The sequence below is a fragment of the Pasteurella canis genome (assembly GCF_020810675.1).
GTDB lineage: Bacteria > Pseudomonadota > Gammaproteobacteria > Enterobacterales > Pasteurellaceae > Pasteurella > Pasteurella canis.
This window is the reverse complement of record NZ_CP085871.1, coordinates 381,566-401,257: the sequence shown is the minus strand read 5'-3', so window position 1 is coordinate 401,257 and position 19,692 is coordinate 381,566. Positions and strand designations below refer to the sequence as shown.

Below are 19,692 nucleotides of genomic sequence, written 5' to 3'. Positions count from 1 at the left end.
AAACATACTTTTTCATTCTCAGCTGCGAATGTGTAGATTTGATTTTTTAATTATTTGGATTTAATTATGACAACAAAACAAGAAAGACAAACTTGGTCTAGTCGGCTAACCTATATTATGACAGTAGCTGGCGCAACAGTAGGTTTTGGCGCAACTTGGCGTTTCCCTTACTTAGTTGGTGAAAATGGTGGTGGAGCCTATGTATTTTTATTCTGTATAGCGATGATTCTAATCGGCATTCCAATGATTCTGGTGGAAAACGTAATTGGTCGACGATTACGGGTTAACGCCATTGATGCCTTCAGTGATAAATTAGAAACACGCAATATTTCAAAACATTGGATAATCATTGGTTACTTAGGCTTATTTGGTGCATTTGGTATTATGGCATATTACATGGTACTTGGTGGTTGGGTAATCACTTATATTCTTAGTTTAATCACAGGTACACTCGATATCTCCACGCCAATTGACAAAACCGTTGCAAAAACGTTTTATGATTTACATATCGGCGATAGCCCAATTCAAGTTGCCTTATATACATTACTGTTTGTTGCGATAAATTACTTTATTCTTGCTAAGGGGATTATTGGTGGTATTGAACGTGCTGTAAAATATTTGATGCCTTTATTATTTCTTTTCTTAATTGGCATGGTGATTCGTAATATTACTTTACCTGGTGCAATGGAGGGGATTACGTTTTATCTCAAACCAGATTTTTCTAAAATTACACCGCAGTTATTTGTATTCGTATTAGGACAGGTCTTTTTTGCGTTAAGTCTAGGATTTGGTGTCTTAATCACTCTTTCAAGTTATTTAAACAAAGAAGAAAATTTAATTCAAACAGCCGTCATCACAGGTTTTACTAATACGATTATTGCGGTACTTGCTGGATTTATGATTTTTCCTTCACTCTTTACTTTTGGTATCGCGCCAAATTCTGGACCAACGTTAGTTTTCCAAAGCCTGCCGATAGTCTTTTCACATTTATGGTTAGGGAAATTCTTTGCTATCCTCTTTTTTAGTTTATTACTGATCGCAGCTCTAACGACATCATTAACTATTTATGAGGTCATCATCACTGCCTTACAAGAAAAGCTAAAAATGCGTCGTAGTAAGGCTATCACTCTGACTTTAGGTAGTATCTTTGTTTTGGGCAATATCCCTGCTATCCTTGGTGATAGTGTTCTTAAAGATGTCACTTTTTTTGGTAAAAGTATTTTTGATGCCTTTGACTATATCAGTGGCAATATTTTATTCATGTTAACAAGTTTTGGCTGTGCTATTTTTGTTGGCTTTGTATTGAAAGATGAGGCTAAAAAAGAACTTTCCCCAAATCCTGATTCCACATTTACTAGAATTTGGTTTAACTATGTAAAATTTGTTGTTCCTTTAATCATTATAGTTATTTTTGTGAGTAATTTATTGTAATATTAAGAGGCGAACAAAAGTTCGCCTTTTCATTATAATAAATTAAGGTTATCTCATGCATACTAACTACGTTATTAGCCTAACTAGTGCAAGCGCTCGTCGAGAACACATCAAAAACGAGTTTGGTCGTCAAAATATACCATTTGAGTTTTTTGATGCTCTGTCTCCTTCTATTCAGCTCAATGAAACAATTAGCAAACTCCTACCTGAGTTACTAAAGCACCCTAATCAAACATCTGGAGAGAAAGCCTGCTTGATGAGTCATTTACTGCTTTGGGAAAAATGTATCAATGAAGATATGCCTTTTATCACAATTTTTGAGGATGATATAATATTGGGAAACAATGCATTTACATTTTTAAATGAATATAAATGGTTGCATGAACGTTTCTCAATGAATGAAGCATTCATAATCAAATTAGAAACTTTCTTACAAAAGGTTAATACTAAAAATAGTCAAATAAAATCTTTTGAAAAACGACACTTCAATCTCTTACAAAGTGAACATATGGGAACCGCTGGATATATTATTTCCAATCGAGCAGCAGTATTATTATTGTCAGAATTCCAAAAATTAAAAAATCAACAACTCAGACCAATTGATATATTAATGTTTAATATAGCATTAAACAAAAAAATTATTTCATACTATCAATTAACTCCTGCTATTTGTACGCAAATACAAGAAAATCATAGAGATACAGAAATAATAAAAAGTCAGCTTTCAAATGAAAGAAGAAAAAACGAACAACTTAATCCCTATAAAACAAAGCATTCTTTAGGTCAGCTATTAATCAAAGGACTGACTAAACCTTATCGTTTATATAAAAAGAAACAAAGAAAAATCATCCCGTTTGAATAACCATTTAGATAAGAAGAACAATATCACGTTGCTCCTCTTTCTTATTTATTTGATATTTTTCTTCTCCTCTAATTCCTCCCAACGGATAAAAGCTTGCTCTAATTGCTCTTCAGTATCTGTAAGTAATTGTAATTTAGCTGAGGTGTAGTCATGTGGCTGTTGAAAAAACTCGACGTGACTAATTTCTGCTTGTAATGCAGCAATTTTTTCTTCTAGTTCTTCTAATAACTGTGGTAATTGTTCTAATTCACGTTGTTCTTTATAAGAAAGTTTCAGTGGACGTTGCTGATTTTTAGTGGTAGTTGAAATTTGAGGAATATCGACCGCACTTTTTGCATTCTCGCTTTGTTGTGGAGCATATTGTTTTTGTTTAAGTGATTTTTGTTGCGCTTTATGAGCAAAATAATTGGCTTGTTGTTGTTTTGCTTCATGAAAACCACCCACATATTCATTGATAATACCCTCACCTTCAAACATGAAACATTCTGTTGCAGTATTATCAATAAATTGGCGATCATGACTTACAATTAATAATGTCCCTTGATAATCAGTTAAAATTTCCTCTAACAATTCTAATGTTTCTACATCTAGATCATTTGTTGGTTCGTCTAAGATTAATAAATTATTTGGTTTTAACAACAATTTTGCGAGTAATAAACGATTACGTTCACCACCAGACAGGGCTTTTACTGGTGTCATCGCACGTTTTGGCGGAAATAGGAAATCTTGTAAATAACCTAAAACATGACGTTTTATGCCATTTACTTCAATATCTTGTTTACCATCTGCAACATTATCCATCACTGTTTTTTCAGGATCGAGATCAGCACGATATTGATCAAAATAAGCAATATCTAATTTTGTGCCACTATGTACTGTCCCAGAAGTCGGCTGAATTTCGCCTAACAACAATTTAATGAATGTTGTTTTACCACAGCCATTAGGTCCCACTAAGGCAATTTTATCTCCACGTAATATTGTCGTACTAAAATTTTGTATCAATGTTTTACCTGCAACCTCATAACTTACATTATCTAGCTCAAATACAATTTTTCCCGAACGACTCGCATTATCTATTTGTAGTTTAGCACTACCTAATACTTCTCGACGTTGGCGACGTTCTTCACGTAATGCTTTGAGTGCTCTTACACGCCCTTCATTCCTTGTTCTACGCGCTTTAATACCTTGTCGAATCCACACTTCTTCTTGTGCTAACTTTTTATCAAAAAGTGTATTTTGAAGTGCTTCAACACGCAGGTTTTCTTCTTTAGTCGTTAAATATAAATCATAGTTACCAGGATAAGAGACTAGCTTACCACGATCTAAATCAACAATACGCGTTGCCATTTTACGAATAAATGAACGGTCATGAGAAATAAACACAATACTACCCGAGAAACCTAATAAAAAATCTTCTAACCATTCGATTGCATCAACATCTAAGTGGTTAGTCGGTTCATCTAACAACAAAATATCGGGATCACACACTAATGCACGTGCTAAAGCGGCTTTGCGTAGCCAGCCACCAGACAGTTCAGTGAGTAAAGTGTCTGGATCAAGTTCTAATTTAAGTAATACTTCTTTAATTTTATTTTCAAAACGCCAGCCATTAGCATGATCTAGTTTGGATTGTATTTGAGATAATTGGTTTAATGTCGCCTCATTGTAATCTTGTGCTAATATGGCTGAAATCTGATGATATTCTTTTAGTAAATCGGCTAAATGACCTATCCCTTCTGCCACATAATCAAATACATTTCCCTCGGCATGACGTGGCGGATCTTGTTCTAAACGCGAGACAACAATGTCTTTCTCAAATTGTAATCGACCATCATCCATCACTACTTCACCAGACAAGATCTTCATTAATGTAGATTTCCCCGCGCCATTACGACCTACTAAGCAAACACGCTCACCTGCTTCAATATGTAATTCTGTATGATCTAATAAAGGATGATCGCTAAATGAAAGGTAACCATTGGTTAAAGAAATTAATGCCATAATGCCTCATTTTTAATTCTATTGTTTACATCATCTTCACTTACTCAAGTGACTGTATTTTACTTTACAAAAAAACAAACCTAATCGTCATATTAACGCTCAATCAAACAAATCAACATACGTTAAAGCTATATCATTACTTAAATGTAAGATGAAAATTGACAACATTGTTCAATATTAAAGTTGTTGATAAACTCTTAGTGCGTAAGCATCTGACATACCTGCAATATAGTCACAAATAATACGCTTCTTATTCTGTTGTGTTGCGTTTTTCCAACGATTTGCAGTATTACGTGGTAATAAACGCTCGGGATCAGACTCAAAAATTTGAAACATTTCGGTTAAAATACGTTGACCTTTATATTCAATACGTTGAGTGTCTACATTTAAAATCACATATTTACGCACAAAATCTTTAAATACCTGTAATGCCGCTTTCACTTCTGTTGGAAGTTCTGCATTGTAACGCAGTAATGGCTCATAAAAGTCTGCTGTTAATGTCCAACGTACGCTAGTAATAAAATAATTTACTAACGCACCAATCGCATGTTTACGTAAATAATGCTGTTCAGAAAACAGTTTATCGGTAATCATATCAATATTTTTCTGCACCCAATCAGATTCTGATCTTTTTAGTACTTCTACAGCTTCCTGCCATTGATGACGATTCACCACACCAGTCACAATTGCATCTTCTAAATCATGTACGCCATAAGCAATATCATCTGCTAACTCCATTAAGCTACAATCTAATGATTTAAAGCGTGTTTTTAAAATGTCACTCGCGCATGAACGCGCTTTTTGCCATTGTCTAAACAATTCTTTATCATGTTCATTTAATGGCGCGAGTAACCAATTAAACATCGCTAAATCATCACGAAATATCCCTTTACCAGGTTTCCAATCCATTATTTTCACATAACGAGGATCTGTATTTCCTACAAAAGATAATTCTGCATATTGCGGCGAAGACTGATCTAAAATCGCTGGATACTTAACAATGCCTAAAAGTGTACGCCGTGTTAAATTCATACCTGCTTCAAGCGTATAAGGCTCTAATTTTGTGAGTAAACGAAACGTTTGTGCATTACCTTCAAAGCCACCATGACGATGCATCATATAATTTAATGCCACTTCCCCACCATGCCCAAAAGGTGGATGACCAATATCATGAGCGAAACAAAGACTTTCAATCAAATCATTAGTGGGCAATAGTCCTTTCAGTTGTTTCTGCAGCTCATTTTTTTCTATACTTAACTGAATTGACAAGTTGATAAAAGCTTCTGCAAAACGCATCTGTGCGACTAAACTACTTCCAATTTGAGCTACTTCTAAGGAATGTGTAAGACGAGTACGATAGAAATCATTCTCCCCGATCGCATGAATTTGTGTTTTTGCTTGCAAACAACGAAATGCCGCTGAATGTAAAATGCGGCCACGATCGCGACAAAATGCAGGACGATGATCTTTTTCTCGAGGGGTATCGGCAATAAAACGTGTTTGCCAAATAGGATCAACTTGATTGTTCATATTGTATTATGCCATAACAAAATAAATAAGTTTAAACGTAATAGGTGCAAGAATAGAAGTAATAATGCCACATAATACGAGGGCGATAGAACTATAACTACCCGCTTTTTGATCACTCTCCATGCAAGTTACTGTACCTAAGGCATGAGAAATAGACCCTATTGCCAAACCCAATGATTCAGAATGCTTGATTTTTAATGTTCTTAGGGCCCATAAACCTAACACAGAACCCTGTAAACCAGCTAACACAACACCTACAGCCGCAATAGAGGGTATTCCATCTAAACTCTCTGCTATTGCCATTGCAATTGGTGTAGTAACGGATTTTGGTAGTACAGTCGCCACTATATCAGGCGTAGCACCTAATATAAAAGCAAGTATTGCGCCTGATATCATCGAAAATAAAGAAGCCAAAAAAGTAACTGATAAAATCTGCTGCCAATGGCGGCTAATTTGATGAAGTTGTTCATATAAAGGAACAGCTAAAGCAACAATGCTAATTCCTAATAGATTATTTAACGGCGTATTACCTAATAAATATTGATCATAAGAGATATCTAGGCTTAACAATACAATAATTAAGATAATCATCGTTAATACAAAAGAATTAAATAAAATTGACTTCCAATACTGGCTAATTTTAATCGCCATCCCAAAAGCAACTAATGTTAAAACAGAATAAAGATAAATGCTGTAATTCATGGTAACTTCTCCATCCGTCTACGTGTAGCTTTCTTACGTAAATGCGTAAATGATTTACGTGAAAAAAGATAATCAGAGAATAACCCCACAAAAACCAATGTTAAACATGTACTTAAAATATTTGGGATAAGTAAGACCTTCATTTGTGCAAACAATATATCAGCATATTTCACAATCCCAACACTGACAGGAACAAAAAGTAACGCCATATAACGAATCAATAAACTTGAAGACAAAAGTACCCAATCTAATTTAATAACTCGCAGTGTTAAACAGAGAAATAATAACAACAACCCCCAAATACTAGCAGGAATACCTAAATGAATATGAGTAGAAATCCTCTCACCCAGCCATAACATGGCGTATAAAATAGCGAATGAACGCATTAAATCAAACACTTTTTGAATCATTTTACTCTATCAATTTCTGACAATTAAAAATCATTGTCTTATATAAAAATGAAGTAATATTTTACGCTTATTTTTCATATTTTGTTAGTTTTTAGGTAAAATAGCCTGACTTTATCAGGACTTTTTTCTATGTATAAAAAGAAAGCATTCATTGTATTTTATTGTTTACTATTGAGTTACGCTGCAGAAGCAAGCCACACTTTACATTGTAAAGTAGTGAGTATTTCCGATGGCGATACATTTAATTGCTTGTTAAAAAATAATAAACAACTTCGTGTACGTCTTTGGGGTATTGATGCACCAGAAAGAAATCAAGCATTTGGTCAAAAAGCTAAACAATTTTTAGGTAAACTCATTCATAAACAACAAGTCAAACTTGCTGTGACAGGCTATGACCAGTATCAACGGACTCTTGCTGAGGTGTATACATTACAAGGAAAAAATATTAATGTCGCCATAGTTAAAGCAGGTATGGCTTGGGTATATAAAAAATACAATGCTATGCCAATCTACTTACAAGCACAACATAAAGCAAAACAGCAAAACTTAGGACTTTGGCAAGATCCTCATCCTATTGAACCTGAAAAATGGCGTAAACAAAAGAGAATAGCACAATGACATTTAATCCCACGATATTTCGGCAACATTTTCCTTATTTACAACAGGCTGACTCCGCCATTTATTTAGACAGCGCAGCAACCACATTAAAGCCACAAACCTTAATTGATAGCACAGTCAAGTTCTATCAATCAGCTGGCTCTGTACACCGCAGTCAATATGATGAAAAACAGACCGCACTTTATGAACAAGCCCGTGAACAAGTCAAAAAACTGATTAACGCTGAAAGCAGCGATGCGATTGTTTGGACCTCAGGGACGACGCAAGCGATAAATTTCGTTGCGCAAGGTCTTTTAGATCAAATTACTACCCAAGATGAAATCCTGATCAGTGAAGCAGATCATCATGCTAATTTTGTCACTTGGCATCAAATTGCCCAAAAGTGCGGTGCAAAATTACATATTTTACCCTTCTCTGAACAATGGTTAATTGATGAAACAACTCTACTCAATCTACTAACGAGTAACACCAAATTAGTCGCACTAAATTTTGTTTCTAATGTAACAGGTACACAACAACCTATTGAAAAGCTGATTAAGCTCATCCGCCAACATAGTAGTGCATTGGTATTAGTCGATGCAGCACAAGCAATCAGCCATGTAAAAATTGATCTTGCCACTTTAGATGCTGATTTCCTTGTTTTTTCTGCCCATAAACTTTATGGACCAACAGGTTTAGGTGTATTAGCAGGTAAATTGAGTGCTCTTGAACAACTTCATCCTTACCAATTTGGAGGTAAGATGGTTGATAGAGTATCAAAAGAGCAGATTACTTTTAACAAGTTACCTTATCGTTTAGAAGCAGGTACACCGAATATTGCCGCTGTTATTGGCTTTAATGCAGTCTTAACATGGCTACAACAATGGGATTTTATACAAGCAGAGCAATACGCTGTGCAATTAGCAGAACAATGCAAAAAACACTTAATGCATTATCCAAATTGCCAATTATTTAGCTCTCCACAACCAAGTACTATTGTTAGCTTTGTTTTTGAGGGTATTGCTACTGTTGACTTAGCAACATTACTTGCTGAACAAAACATTGCCTTACGTGCGGGAGAACATTGCGCTCAACCTTACTTAGCACAGTTAGGACAATCATCTATATTACGTTTATCTTTTGCCCCTTATAATCAACAATCGGACTTAGATATTTTTTTCAACGCATTAAACAACGCCTTAGAGTTATTAATTTGATGATCAAACAACAATTAATACATAGTAAAACATGGGAAGAACGTTACCGTTTAATTATCCACGCAGGGAAAAACCTTACCCAACCAACAGAACAACAACTCACCCAAATGCACTTTATTTCAGGTTGTGAAGCGAAAGTCTGGTTCCAAATTTTTGAAAAAAACGACCGCACTTTTGAGTTTACTGCGTTTAGTGAATCACGTATTATCAATGGGTTACTTTGGATTTTATTACAAGAAATCAATGGAAAAACGGCTTCTCAGTTAAAAAGTTTCGATTTTAAAACCTATTTTTCTGAACTAAGTATCGCACAACGTTTAAGTTCAACAAGACTGAATGGCTTAAAACAAATAGAAGCACTCTTACATCAACTATAAAAACACGATTAATTCATCGTTTAATACAATAAAAAATAAAAGCAATCATTTGATTGCTTTTATACTGACTCAAGATAATTTATTCTTTCAATTGTTTAATTTTAGTAATCACATTTGTTGTTGAACAGCCATTCTCGAAGTTAAGCACTTTCACATCTCCTCCATTTGCCCAAACTTCTTTACTCCCAGCAATCTCTTCTGGTTTATAATCCCCACCTTTAACTAATAGATCAGGCAATACTTCACTAATTAAACGTTGAGGCGTATCTTCTTTAAACTCAACTAACCAGTCAACTGAAGATAAACCTGCTAAAACAGCCATTCTTGCTTGTAAATCATTAATTGGACGTGTCTCACCTTTTAGGCGTTTCACTGAGTCATCACTGTTTACTGCAACAATCAAACGATCACCTAATTTACGGGCATTTTCAAGATAAGACACATGACCTGGATGTAAAATATCAAAGCAGCCGTTAGTCATCACAATTTTTTCCCCACGTGCTTTTGCTTGTGCCACAACTGCTTTTAATTCAGTTTCGCTCATAATACCAAACCCCGTATTTGAACGCCCATGAATCGCATTTTCTAATTCCACAGTAGATACTGTTGATGTACCTAATTTACCAACAACAATACCTGCTGCCACATTCGCTAAATAACAAGCTTCCTCAAAAGTACGCCCATCTGCTAATGCTGTCGCTAATACACTGATCACAGTATCTCCAGCACCTGTCACATCAAATACTTCTTTTGCTTCCGTAGCTAGATGGAATGCAGGCTGATCTGGTCGTAATAACGTCATTCCTTTTTCTGAGCGAGTAACTAACAATGCAGTCAATTCAAAATCAGCTATCAGTTTTAATCCTTTTTCAATAATCTCATCTTCAGAATGACAAGCACCTACAACTGCTTCAAACTCAGACATATTAGGTGTTAATAAAGTTGCACCACGATAGCGTTCAAAATCAGTTCCTTTTGGATCAATTAAAACAGGTATATTTGCTTGACGTGCAATTTGGATCATTTTTTGCACTTGATTTAAGGTTCCTTTACCATAATCTGATAACACTAATGCGCCATAATCTTGCACCGAACTAGCTAATTTTTCTAACAAGGCTTCACTCACTACATTGCGAAAATCCTCTTCAAAATCCAAACGTAATAATTGCTGATGACGAGATAAAATACGCAGTTTAGTAATAGTTGGATGCGTACCCAATTGAACAAAATCGCAATCAATACGCTGCTGAGTAAGTAAACGTATTAAAGCAGCACCTGCCTCATCTTGTCCAGTTAAGCCTAATAATTGAACAGGCACATTTAAAGATGCGATATTCATTGCCACGTTTGCTGCTCCACCAGCACGTTCTTCATGATCTTGCACTCTCACAACAGGCACTGGGGCCTCTGGTGAAATACGATTCGTTGCACCAAACCAATAACGATCGAGCATCACATCACCTAATACCAATACTTTTGCTTGATGAAACTCCGCTGAATATTGAAACATTTGACTTCTCTCTCTATGAAAAATTTTGTTAATTTTAACATAGGAGAGGGAGGATTTCCCTTAAAAATTCGATTAAATAGTGTTACTTTTCATGAGATGACTTTTATAATCATCTAAGAACTAGTAATATGCACGCCCTGTTTATACGATAATTTATGCTATTATAAAAAATTAGAGTAATATGCTTGCTCATATTTCATTGTTCACCCAAGATATTAAAACGATTTTATGGTAAATAATAAACTCCCCACATTTCAAAAAGCCTTTTTAAAACCAAAACATTGGGGATTTTGGCTTGGTATTCTTTTTTGGCGCATCATTTTACTGCTACCTTATCCAATTTTACTCAAACTTGGGCATGCTCTCGGCTGGTTACTGACAAAATTTAATGTTGGCAAGCGACGAGCTACTATTGCTCGTCGTAACTTACAACTTTGCTTCCCTCATTATTCAGAACAAAAAATAGAACAAATTTTAGCAGCAAACTTAAAAGCGACAGGTATGGCAATTATTGAAACAGGTATGGCTTGGTTTTGGTCTGATGCACGTATCAAAAAGTGGTCAAAAGTGGAAGGGTTAGAATATCTTCAGCAATACAAACAAGACGGTATTATCTTTGTAGGTGTACATTTCTTAACATTAGAACTCGGCGCACGCATTGTTGGCTTACATCAACCTGGCATCGGTGTTTACCGCCCGAATGACAATCCTTTAATGGATTGGCTACAAGTCCGTGGCCGACTACGTTCAAATAAAGACATGCTCGATCGTAAAGATCTCCGTGGTATGATCAAAGCTATTCGCAATGGTGAAATCATCTGGTATGCTCCTGATCATGATTATGGGCGGAAAAATGCAGTTTTCGTACCTTTTTTTGCTGTTCCTGATGCAGCTACAACAACGGGAAGTTACTATTTATTAAAATCATCACCCAATAGTAAAGTGATTCCTTTTTCTCCATTACGTAATCCTGATGGTTCAGGCTATACTGTAAAAATTTCACCACCAGTCGATTTTTCTGATATCAGTGATGAAACTAGTATCGCAATACGTATGAATCAAGTCGTTGAGAAAGAAATCATGCAGGGTATCGAACAATACATGTGGTTACACCGCCGTTTTAAAACTCGACCAGATGATAGTCAGTCTAGCCTATATACTGATAAATAAAAGTGCGGTCAAAAAAAGCAGACTTTTATAGTCTGCTTTTAACATCATCCTTAATTATAGTGACTCATCTAGTTCATCTGCCATTGCTGCAAGAATATCTTTACACAATATAGCAAGTGCTTTATAAAAAGGTAAATTAGCTTTAGCTTCTACTTGGGGCAAAAATTTACTCGCACAAGGCAGTAAAAAGTGCTCAAATAACTCTCGCTGTGCAGCAACAGAATCAACATTATCTTCAATCCAAGATGCCGTAAGTAAAAGCAATGCAAAATGATCCTCATTCTGTACAGAATGCATACCACGCATTTGGCGAAAATTAATAAACTCAACAACATCTAGCTGATAAGCTGAAATTTTTGTATTGACTAATGCATTCTCATTTACAAATAACCTTTGATATTCATTATCAAGCGCAGTCAAATCAACTCGCATTTGAATACTCGCAAGTGCTTGCTCGCTTGCCAAGTCTGTCGTTAATGGCCAAAGTTCGCTTAATCCATTTTGCTGTAACCAAGCAAATACATCTGCCAAAATAGGATCTGTTGGTGAACGGTACCATAAGTTACCGAATAAACGAGCAATCATCGAAAAATTATTCAACTGATTTTCTGCTATCATACTTTTTTCTCTAAAAGTGCGGTTAAATTTTGCTGAGTTTTATTAATAGCAATTTGCAACATTTGCTGGCGAGCCTCATCATCAATAATATGAATATCACCAAATAATTCATGCTGAATATCAGTAATACCACAGTAGTTAAATAATCCATCAACTAAACAATCTTTTAATGAATCAGCAAAACCAATCTCTTGATAACGCGATACATTATTGCCAATCGTAATAAATTGCTGCATCTTTTTATTCTGTAACAAACCAATAGACTCTCCATTTTCAGTCTTATATGCAAAACCATAACTTAAGACACGATCAAAATATCCTTTTAATATGGCTGGAAAGCCCATCCACCACAGTGGATAAATTAGTGTGATTAAGTGGGCACTAGTCATCAGCTTTTGTTCATGCTTTATTTCAGCAGGCACAATCTCTTGATAAGCGGCTTGCATTTCTTCCCATGATAAAACAGGATTGAAATTTAAGGTATAGAGATCTCGTACAATAGTTTCTATGCCTGCATTCTGACTAACTTGAACGACTGCATCTAAAATTGCGCGATTAAAACTATTTTGTATATTAGGATGTGCAAAAAGAATCAAATGTTTCATATCTGCTTTAATTTACTTTATTAACTAATAAAGTAATCCCCTCCACTGCAACCACTTCAACCAGATCACCAATTTGTAATTGACTCCCTTGAATTCGCCAAGTTGTATCACCGAAATGTCCTCGTCCAATACCATTATGACCTATTTCTTTTACTGTGCCTTTCGCACCAAGCATCGCATGATCACGTTGATTTAAAGAAGAGTGAGATTGATCACTTGTATCTTTATTATGTTGATATTTCCACCAAGCCACACTAAATAATAGTGCTAACATTGCATAACTAATTGAAAGGAATGTGAGAGATAACGAGGGAATTAGTGCCATAATACCTGCAATCACTAAAGCCGCTAGCCCCCACCATAATAAAAATACCCCAGGAATAATAATTTCAGCAATAAGTAGTACAAAACCTAACACCAACCAATGCCAAACGCTCCACGTTGAGAACCATTCCATAACCCACCTCACTCTCCGACCAAATTAGGCTTTTTTATCACCTTTTAATAATTCTGCAATACCTGCTATCGAGCCAATCAAATTACCAGCCTCTAATGGCATTAATACGACTTTACTGTTTTCTGAACCACCAATTTCTTTTAATGCTTCAGTATATTTTTGTGCAATAAAGTAATTAATTGCTTTAGTATCACCACTTGCAATCGCATCTGACACCATTTGTGTTGCTTTTGCTTCAGCTTCAGCTGCACGCTCACGTGCTTCCGCTTGCAAGAACGCTTCTTGACGTTCACCTTCAGCTTTCAAAATACGCGCTTGTTTATCACCTTCAGCACGTAAAATCTCTGCCTGACGTACACCTTCTGCTTCTAAAATATCTGCACGTTTATTACGTTCTGCTTTCATTTGTGCATTCATTGCAGCAATTAATTCTTGTGGTGGACGAACATCACGAATCTCAATACGTGTTACTTTTATTCCCCACGGATTTGTTGCTTCATCTACGATAGACAATAAACGACTATTAATAGAATCACGCTGTGAAAGCATCTCATCTAATTCCATCGAACCCAATACGGTACGAATATTAGTCATTGTTAAATTGATAATCGCTTGCTCTAAATGATTGACTTCATAAGCAGCATTACGTGCATCAATCACTTGAACGAAGCATACTGCATCAATAGATACATTCGCATTATCTTTTGAAATCACTTCTTGTGATGGAATATCTAATACCTGTTCCATCATATTAATACGACGGCCAACACGATCAATAAAAGGTACAACAAAGTTCAAACCTGGTGTGAGCGTGCGAGTATAACGACCAAAACGCTCAATCGTCCAATGATAGCCTTGAGGTACTGTTTTAAGCGTTGAATATAAAACTACAATCACTAATACAATAAAGAAAATAGTTGCGATTGGTAAACCATCAATAAAATCCATTGTTATTCTCCCAAATAAGTTATAATTCATACGAAAGTCTAACAAACTAAGCCGCACTTTGTATATAAGAATATTGTCCTGATTCAGTAATAAATTCAAGTATATGGGTAATACAGCTAGGGGCGTCCTGATCTTGATGTGAAACAAAAAGTAATTGAGTTTGGTTATTCTTCACTAATTGCTCAATAAAATATTTGACTAATTTGCGATTTAAACCATCTAACCCTTGAAATGGTTCATCTAAAACTAATATCGGTGGATGTTTAACCATTGCTCGAGCAATCAGTAACAAACGCTGTTGTCCCCAAGACAATGAGCGAAAAGGTTTCGTTGCTAAACTACTTAAATGCAAACGTTGTAGCCATTGCATCGCTTTCAACTTCAATATATTAGGTACTTGCTGATAGACACCTATACTATCAAAATACCCTGAGACAATCACATCAAGCGCTGAACAATTCACGCGATAATCCATATGCAACTGGCTGCTCATATAACCTATTTTTTGTTTAATCTCCCATACAGTTTCGCCACTTCCTCGCTGCCTACCAAATAAGACGACGTGATTTGAATATGCTTGTGGATGATCACCAGTTAAAAGAGATAATAATGTAGACTTACCTGCACCATTAGGTCCTTTTACCCACCAATGCTGCCGTTGTGCAACAGTCCAACTTAAATTATTTAAAATTTTTTTATCTCCATATTGAATAGTTACATCTTTTAACTCAAATGGATTTACCCCAGCTGGTAATATAATGGGTTCATTGACTGGCTCAGGGAAAGGAATATCAACGGATGTTTCTGCATGTTTGAGTTGTTGGTACATTGACTGCTGTTCAACTTGCTGTCTTGGTCCCTGTAAAATCAATTCACGATGATCTAATAATGCAATATGGCTTGCTATATCTGGGATATCTGAAAAACGGTTGACAATGAGTATCAATACTATATTAATTTTCAATTGGTTAAATAATGTTAACCAATCCTGCACTGATTTTTTATCTAGTCCCTCAAAAGGCTCATCTAGAATTAATAGGTCAGGCTCACTCACTAAGGCCTGGCAAAGTAATACTTTTCGACTTTCACCTGTCGAAAGTTGAATAAAAGGACGATCTAATAAATGTTCGATATTTAATATATTGGCATAATACGAACAAAGAGAATCCTTTTTAGAATTCTCTAAAATCATCTGTCGTGCTGTTTTGCCAAACTCATCAGGACTGACTGCATCGTTATTACGTAATTTAAAGGTTTCCTCGATAATATCCTGCTGCTTCTCAAAAGATAATGTCGCTATACACTGAAAATTATTTTCATACTCTCCAGACATAAGCCCTAGCTTATTCTGTAACGCTAAAGCAAAAGCACTCTTACCACTTCCGTTACTCCCAACGATAGTCCAAAACTCACCTTTTCTCAAAGTAAAAAAAGGGATATTTAGATATTGCTGTTTTGCTAGTTTAAAGTGCGTTTTTTCAATATATAATCTGCTCATAAACATCCTTCGTAAGTAACTATTTCTCACATTAGTTATATATAAAAAAAGCGGATGATAAATCCGCTTTTAATATAGTATATATCAAATTATATTTGTTTATTTTCTTCGGCAATACAAGCTGCGGCAGTAAATAAAACATCAGTCGATGAATTTAACGCAGTTTCTGTTGAATCTTGTAAAATACCAATAATAAAACCAACACCGATCATTTGTGCTGCCACATCATCAGAAATACCAAATAAGCTACAAGCTAGTGGAATTAATAATAATGAGCCACCTGCCACACCAGAGGCTCCACAAGCACATATACTTGCAACAACACTCAACAATAGGGCACTAAAGAACGACACTTCCAGATTTAATGTATGAACTGCAGCTAACGTTAAAATCGTCACAGTGATCGCAGCTCCAGCCATATTAATCGTTGCACCTAATGGAATAGAAACAGAATAAGTTTCTTCATCTAAATTTAAACGCTTTGCTAAATTGATATTCACAGGAATATTTGCAGCTGAGCTACGTGTAAAAAATGCTGTCAAACCGCTCTCTCGAACACACGTCCAAACTAATGGATATGGATTACGACGAATTTTCCAATACACTAAAATTGGATTGACAACAAAAGCCACAAATAGCATTGAACCAACTAATACTACCAATAAATGAATATAACCGGCTAATGCTGCCAATCCTTTATCCGCTAATGTTTCACTTACTAAACCAAATACACCAATTGGGGCAAATGCAATAATCACATAAACAATTTTTGATACAGCTTCCGCTAAATCTGAAACCATTACTTTAGTTGTTTCAGATGCATGGCGTAAAGCTAAACCTAAACCAATAGACCATGCTAGCACGCCCACAAAATTTGCTTTAAATAATGCATTTAAAGGATTATCTACAACGTTAAAGACCAAAGTAAGCAATACTTGCCCAACCCCTTGAGGCGCTGATGTCATGTCTTCTTTTGTTGTTAAAGCTACTTCACTTGGGAATAAAAAGCCTGCGATGACAGCTGTTAATGCTGCTAAGAAAGTACCTAAAAGATATAAAATCACAATGGATTTCATATTACTTTTAGTGCCAATTTTTTTGTTTGCAATCGCCGCCATAACAAGCACAAAAATCAAAATTGGCGCAACTGCGCGTAGTGAACGAACAAAAATCGTCCCTAACACCCCCACTTTTTCCGCTAAATTAAAATCTAATACACTCTGTAATGTAGGTGTAATTAATGCCACGATAAGACCTAAAATAAGACCAATAAAAATGCGTTTGACCAAATTGCCTTGGAAAAACAAGCTAAGTAAACGAGATGTGTTCATAATTAAATCACATATTTTTGTGCGAATGCACTCATTACCAATATTTAGATCAAATGTTTGATCCCCCTAATAAAGCCTAAAGATAGCTTACTTTTTAAGTAAAGAAAATATCAATTTTTATATTTTTGCTATATTGCTGATTCTATATTAAAAATAATGAAGCTCTCATTAGAAAATATTTTATTTCTAGTAGCATTTTTTAGATAAAACTTACATGACTAACAGTCATTGAAACAACAATCAGAACACAACATAAACAAAAAAAGTTTAATTTTTTTACAAAAAAATACTAACAACCATTGACAAACTGTATATAAAAACAGTAAATTAAACCTGTATAAATAACCAGTTGAATTTAAGAGGTATATGATGAATTATGCAAATAATGATACCGCACAAAATGATAATGCCTTATCTTATCGCCCTATACCACTTTATGACGATATCCAAAGCTCACGTTTTAATTTTAGTAAAAAGCTAGATCTAAACCTTTATTGCGTAAAACGTCCACAACAAACTTGCTTTATACGTGTAACTAATCCCAATATGTTAGCTTGGGGAATTGAAATAGATGATATGCTAGTTGTAGAAAAAAATGAGAGTTTATCATTAGGTGACTTGGTTGTATTAGAAACAGAAAAACAATTCCATATTTATGAATTGATTGCTCATCAAAATAATGAATTTGTTTTCCTTTCTCTTGATTCGAAACAAGCTAATATTAAAACTGAAAATTGGTTATCTTTACCGATTGTGGGAACAGTCACTAATATGATTCATCAAATTAAGCCTAAAAGTAAAATGCGCTTTGCAGCTTAAATAGAATAAAAGTGCGGTTAAAATTTAAAAAATCTCGACATCACTCTTATTCTCTGCTCAAAAATAAACTAACTTATAATAAATTTTCTTATACAGAATATAAAAAAATACCGCACTCTATATAAGTGCGGTAAAATTTTTTATTTTTAATCCAAGTAAAAATTATTTTTTCTTCGCTTTTGGATTTGGTAAATCAGTAATTGAACCTTCAAATACTTCTGCTGCTAAACCAACTGATTCGTGCAATGTTGGGTGAGCATGGATAGTCAATGCAAGATCTTCAGCATCACAACCCATTTCAATCGCCAGTCCAATTTCGCCTAATAGTTCACCACCATTAGTGCCTACAATTGCACCACCAATTACGCGGTGAGTATCTTTATCGAAGATCAATTTAGTCATACCATCTGCACAGTCAGATGCAATAGCACGACCTGATGCAGCCCAAGGGAATTTAGCTACTTCGTAGTTAATACCCTCAGCTCTACATTCTTTCTCTGTTTTACCTACCCAAGCCACTTCTGGTTCAGTATAAGCAATTGAAGGAATGACTTTTGGATCAAAGTAATGCTTCATACCTGCAATTACTTCTGCTGCAACATGTCCTTCATGTACACCTTTATGTGCTAACATTGGTTGTCCAACAATATCACCGATAGCAAAAATATGAGATACATTTGTACGCATTTGCTTATCTGTACGAATGAAACCACGATCATCAACTTCAACGCCAGCAATACCCGCATCAATTAATTTACCGTTTGGCACACGACCAATAGCAACAAGTACTGCATCATAGCGGCGAGTTTCTGTCGCAGCTTTACCTTCCATTGAAACATAAATACCATCTTCTTTTGCTTCAACTGCCGTAACTTTTGTCTCAAGTAATAAATTGAATTTTTTAGATATGCGTTTTGTATAAATCTGAACCATATCTTTATCCGCGGCTGGAATAACTTGGTCAAACATCTCAACAACATCAATTTTTGATCCTAATGCATGATAAACCGTTCCCATTTCAAGACCGATAATACCACCACCCATAATCAATAAATTTTCAGGCACTTCTTTTAATTTAAGTGCATCTGTTGAATCCCAAATACGAGGATCTTCATGAGGAATAAATGGTAATTGAATTGGGCGTGAACCTGCTGCAATAATGGCATTATCAAATTTAATTGTCGTTTCACCCTCTTCCCCAGCAACGATAATCGTATTTGGACCAGAGAATTTACCATAGCCATTCACAACTTGAACTTTACGCTGTTTAGCCATGCCAGCTAGACCACCGGTCAATTGAGCAATTACTTTTTCTTTCCAGCCACGGATTTTATTCACATCTGTGTTCGGTTCACCAAAAACGATACCATGTTCTGCAAGTGCTTTAGCTTCTTCAATCACTTTAGCAACATGTAATAATGCTTTAGATGGAATACAACCAACATTTAAGCAAACACCACCTAATGTTGAATAACGCTCAACGATCACCGTTTCTAAACCTAAGTCCGCACAACGGAAAGCAGCAGAATAGCCTGCAGGACCAGCACCTAATACCACAACTTGAGTTTTAATTTCTTTATTCATTTTAACCTCGTTAAACGATGTGATG

19 protein-coding genes are annotated in these 19,692 nt (G+C 35.4%); 7 read left to right on the top strand and 12 right to left on the bottom strand.

Annotated elements, in window-relative coordinates:
* The first annotated feature begins 66 nt into the window (after positions 1–66).
* On the top strand, positions 67–1,431 hold the full coding sequence (locus tag K7G93_RS01850; protein ID WP_202384043.1) for a sodium-dependent transporter: 1,365 nt from the start codon (positions 67–69) through the stop codon (positions 1,429–1,431).
* Between the two features lie 55 nt (positions 1,432–1,486).
* Positions 1,487–2,293, top strand: coding sequence for a glycosyltransferase family 25 protein (locus tag K7G93_RS01845; RefSeq protein WP_226690957.1), 807 nt, complete (start codon positions 1,487–1,489; stop codon positions 2,291–2,293).
* A gap of 45 nt (positions 2,294–2,338) precedes the next feature.
* Here K7G93_RS01845 and K7G93_RS01840 read toward each other — a convergent pair whose 3' ends face one another.
* From K7G93_RS01840 to K7G93_RS01825, 4 genes are all read right to left on the bottom strand, one after another.
* Positions 2,339–4,294, bottom strand: a complete 1,956-nt coding sequence (locus tag K7G93_RS01840) for an ABC transporter ATP-binding protein (protein WP_226690956.1) — start codon at positions 4,292–4,294, stop codon at positions 2,339–2,341.
* 177 nt (positions 4,295–4,471) lie between these two features.
* A complete protein-coding gene (locus K7G93_RS01835; RefSeq protein WP_049215930.1) occupies positions 4,472–5,824 on the bottom strand; it encodes an anti-phage deoxyguanosine triphosphatase in 1,353 nt (450 codons plus the stop codon).
* A 6-nt stretch (positions 5,825–5,830) separates the two neighbouring features.
* Complete coding sequence (locus tag K7G93_RS01830) at positions 5,831–6,526, bottom strand: CidB/LrgB family autolysis modulator (RefSeq protein ID WP_160531537.1); 696 nt, start codon at positions 6,524–6,526, stop codon at positions 5,831–5,833.
* On the bottom strand, positions 6,523–6,936 hold the full coding sequence (locus K7G93_RS01825; RefSeq protein ID WP_226690955.1) for a CidA/LrgA family protein: 414 nt from the start codon (positions 6,934–6,936) through the stop codon (positions 6,523–6,525). The genes K7G93_RS01830 and K7G93_RS01825 overlap by 4 nt, the downstream gene beginning before the upstream one ends.
* A gap of 129 nt (positions 6,937–7,065) precedes the next feature.
* Between K7G93_RS01825 and K7G93_RS01820 the strand changes: the two genes are divergently transcribed.
* Genes K7G93_RS01820 through K7G93_RS01810 form a run of 3 tightly spaced genes read left to right on the top strand, consistent with a single transcriptional unit; the run spans position 7,066 to position 9,127 of the window.
* Positions 7,066–7,554 (top strand): thermonuclease family protein, encoded by a 489-nt coding sequence (locus K7G93_RS01820; RefSeq protein WP_226690954.1) that lies wholly within the window; start codon positions 7,066–7,068, stop codon positions 7,552–7,554.
* Positions 7,551–8,750: an aminotransferase class V-fold PLP-dependent enzyme gene (locus K7G93_RS01815; protein WP_226690953.1), complete on the top strand. Its 1,200-nt coding sequence runs from the start codon at positions 7,551–7,553 to the stop codon at positions 8,748–8,750. The genes K7G93_RS01820 and K7G93_RS01815 overlap by 4 nt, the downstream gene beginning before the upstream one ends.
* On the top strand, positions 8,750–9,127 hold the full coding sequence (locus tag K7G93_RS01810; protein WP_373316111.1) for a SufE family protein: 378 nt from the start codon (positions 8,750–8,752) through the stop codon (positions 9,125–9,127). Before K7G93_RS01815 ends, K7G93_RS01810 begins: the two co-directional genes overlap by 1 nt.
* A 79-nt stretch (positions 9,128–9,206) precedes the next feature.
* Here K7G93_RS01810 and hldE read toward each other — a convergent pair whose 3' ends face one another.
* Entirely contained in the window at positions 9,207–10,637 is a 1,431-nt protein-coding gene (gene hldE / locus K7G93_RS01805) for a bifunctional D-glycero-beta-D-manno-heptose-7-phosphate kinase/D-glycero-beta-D-manno-heptose 1-phosphate adenylyltransferase HldE (protein WP_049215940.1), read from the bottom strand.
* Between the two features lie 228 nt (positions 10,638–10,865).
* Here hldE and K7G93_RS01800 point away from each other — a divergent pair, with 228 nt between their 5' ends.
* Positions 10,866–11,807 (top strand): Kdo(2)-lipid IV(A) acyltransferase, encoded by a 942-nt coding sequence (locus tag K7G93_RS01800; protein WP_115322903.1) that lies wholly within the window; start codon positions 10,866–10,868, stop codon positions 11,805–11,807.
* Between the two features lie 54 nt (positions 11,808–11,861).
* Here the strand turns inward: K7G93_RS01800 and K7G93_RS01795 are convergent, their stop codons facing one another.
* From K7G93_RS01795 to sstT, 6 genes are all read right to left on the bottom strand, one after another.
* The gene (locus K7G93_RS01795; protein WP_226690975.1) at positions 11,862–12,422 is read right to left on the bottom strand and encodes a TorD/DmsD family molecular chaperone; all 561 of its coding nucleotides are present in this window, start codon (positions 12,420–12,422) and stop codon (positions 11,862–11,864) included.
* Positions 12,422–13,030 carry an NAD(P)H-dependent oxidoreductase gene (locus K7G93_RS01790; protein ID WP_191134954.1) on the bottom strand — a complete coding sequence of 203 codons (609 nt, stop codon included), beginning with the start codon at positions 13,028–13,030 and terminating at the stop codon, positions 12,422–12,424. Before K7G93_RS01790 ends, K7G93_RS01795 begins: the two co-directional genes overlap by 1 nt.
* Before the next feature lie 7 nt (positions 13,031–13,037).
* On the bottom strand, positions 13,038–13,487 hold the full coding sequence (locus K7G93_RS01785; protein ID WP_226690951.1) for an NfeD family protein: 450 nt from the start codon (positions 13,485–13,487) through the stop codon (positions 13,038–13,040).
* 24 nt (positions 13,488–13,511) lie between these two features.
* Complete coding sequence (locus tag K7G93_RS01780; RefSeq protein WP_049215949.1) at positions 13,512–14,435, bottom strand: SPFH domain-containing protein; 924 nt, start codon at positions 14,433–14,435, stop codon at positions 13,512–13,514.
* 46 nt (positions 14,436–14,481) lie between these two features.
* Complete coding sequence (gene modF / locus K7G93_RS01775; protein ID WP_226690950.1) at positions 14,482–15,933, bottom strand: molybdate ABC transporter ATP-binding protein ModF; 1,452 nt, start codon at positions 15,931–15,933, stop codon at positions 14,482–14,484.
* An 89-nt stretch (positions 15,934–16,022) separates the two neighbouring features.
* A complete protein-coding gene (gene sstT / locus K7G93_RS01770) occupies positions 16,023–17,264 on the bottom strand; it encodes a serine/threonine transporter SstT (RefSeq protein ID WP_226690949.1) in 1,242 nt (413 codons plus the stop codon).
* 369 nt (positions 17,265–17,633) lie between these two features.
* On the opposite strand from sstT, the gene K7G93_RS01765 reads away from it, so the two are divergent.
* Positions 17,634–18,083, top strand: a complete 450-nt coding sequence (locus K7G93_RS01765) for a LexA family protein (protein ID WP_226690974.1) — start codon at positions 17,634–17,636, stop codon at positions 18,081–18,083.
* A gap of 162 nt (positions 18,084–18,245) precedes the next feature.
* On the opposite strand, the gene lpdA is transcribed toward K7G93_RS01765, so the two are convergent.
* Complete coding sequence (gene lpdA / locus K7G93_RS01760) at positions 18,246–19,667, bottom strand: dihydrolipoyl dehydrogenase (RefSeq protein WP_226690948.1); 1,422 nt, start codon at positions 19,665–19,667, stop codon at positions 18,246–18,248.
* Positions 19,668–19,692 lie beyond the last annotated feature (25 nt).

Excerpts from the sequence above, each read along its gene's own strand:
- K7G93_RS01850 (WP_202384043.1), top strand. The coding sequence starts at position 67 with ATGACAACAAAACAAGAAAGACAAACTTGGTCTAGTCGGCTAACCTAT.
- K7G93_RS01845 (WP_226690957.1), top strand. The coding sequence starts at position 1,487 with ATGCATACTAACTACGTTATTAGCCTAACTAGTGCAAGCGCTCGTCGA.
- K7G93_RS01840 (WP_226690956.1), bottom strand. The coding sequence starts at position 4,294 with ATGGCATTAATTTCTTTAACCAATGGTTACCTTTCATTTAGCGATCAT.
- K7G93_RS01835 (WP_049215930.1), bottom strand. The coding sequence starts at position 5,824 with ATGAACAATCAAGTTGATCCTATTTGGCAAACACGTTTTATTGCCGAT.
- K7G93_RS01830 (WP_160531537.1), bottom strand. The coding sequence starts at position 6,526 with ATGAATTACAGCATTTATCTTTATTCTGTTTTAACATTAGTTGCTTTT.
- K7G93_RS01825 (WP_226690955.1), bottom strand. The coding sequence starts at position 6,936 with ATGATTCAAAAAGTGTTTGATTTAATGCGTTCATTCGCTATTTTATAC.
- K7G93_RS01820 (WP_226690954.1), top strand. The coding sequence starts at position 7,066 with ATGTATAAAAAGAAAGCATTCATTGTATTTTATTGTTTACTATTGAGT.
- K7G93_RS01815 (WP_226690953.1), top strand. The coding sequence starts at position 7,551 with ATGACATTTAATCCCACGATATTTCGGCAACATTTTCCTTATTTACAA.
- K7G93_RS01810 (WP_373316111.1), top strand. The coding sequence starts at position 8,750 with ATGATCAAACAACAATTAATACATAGTAAAACATGGGAAGAACGTTAC.
- hldE (WP_049215940.1), bottom strand. The coding sequence starts at position 10,637 with ATGTTTCAATATTCAGCGGAGTTTCATCAAGCAAAAGTATTGGTATTA.
- K7G93_RS01800 (WP_115322903.1), top strand. The coding sequence starts at position 10,866 with ATGGTAAATAATAAACTCCCCACATTTCAAAAAGCCTTTTTAAAACCA.
- K7G93_RS01790 (WP_191134954.1), bottom strand. The coding sequence starts at position 13,030 with ATGAAACATTTGATTCTTTTTGCACATCCTAATATACAAAATAGTTTT.
- K7G93_RS01785 (WP_226690951.1), bottom strand. The coding sequence starts at position 13,487 with ATGGAATGGTTCTCAACGTGGAGCGTTTGGCATTGGTTGGTGTTAGGT.
- K7G93_RS01780 (WP_049215949.1), bottom strand. The coding sequence starts at position 14,435 with ATGGATTTTATTGATGGTTTACCAATCGCAACTATTTTCTTTATTGTA.
- modF (WP_226690950.1), bottom strand. The coding sequence starts at position 15,933 with ATGAGCAGATTATATATTGAAAAAACGCACTTTAAACTAGCAAAACAG.
- sstT (WP_226690949.1), bottom strand. The coding sequence starts at position 17,264 with ATGAACACATCTCGTTTACTTAGCTTGTTTTTCCAAGGCAATTTGGTC.
- K7G93_RS01765 (WP_226690974.1), top strand. The coding sequence starts at position 17,634 with ATGAATTATGCAAATAATGATACCGCACAAAATGATAATGCCTTATCT.
- lpdA (WP_226690948.1), bottom strand. The coding sequence starts at position 19,667 with ATGAATAAAGAAATTAAAACTCAAGTTGTGGTATTAGGTGCTGGTCCT.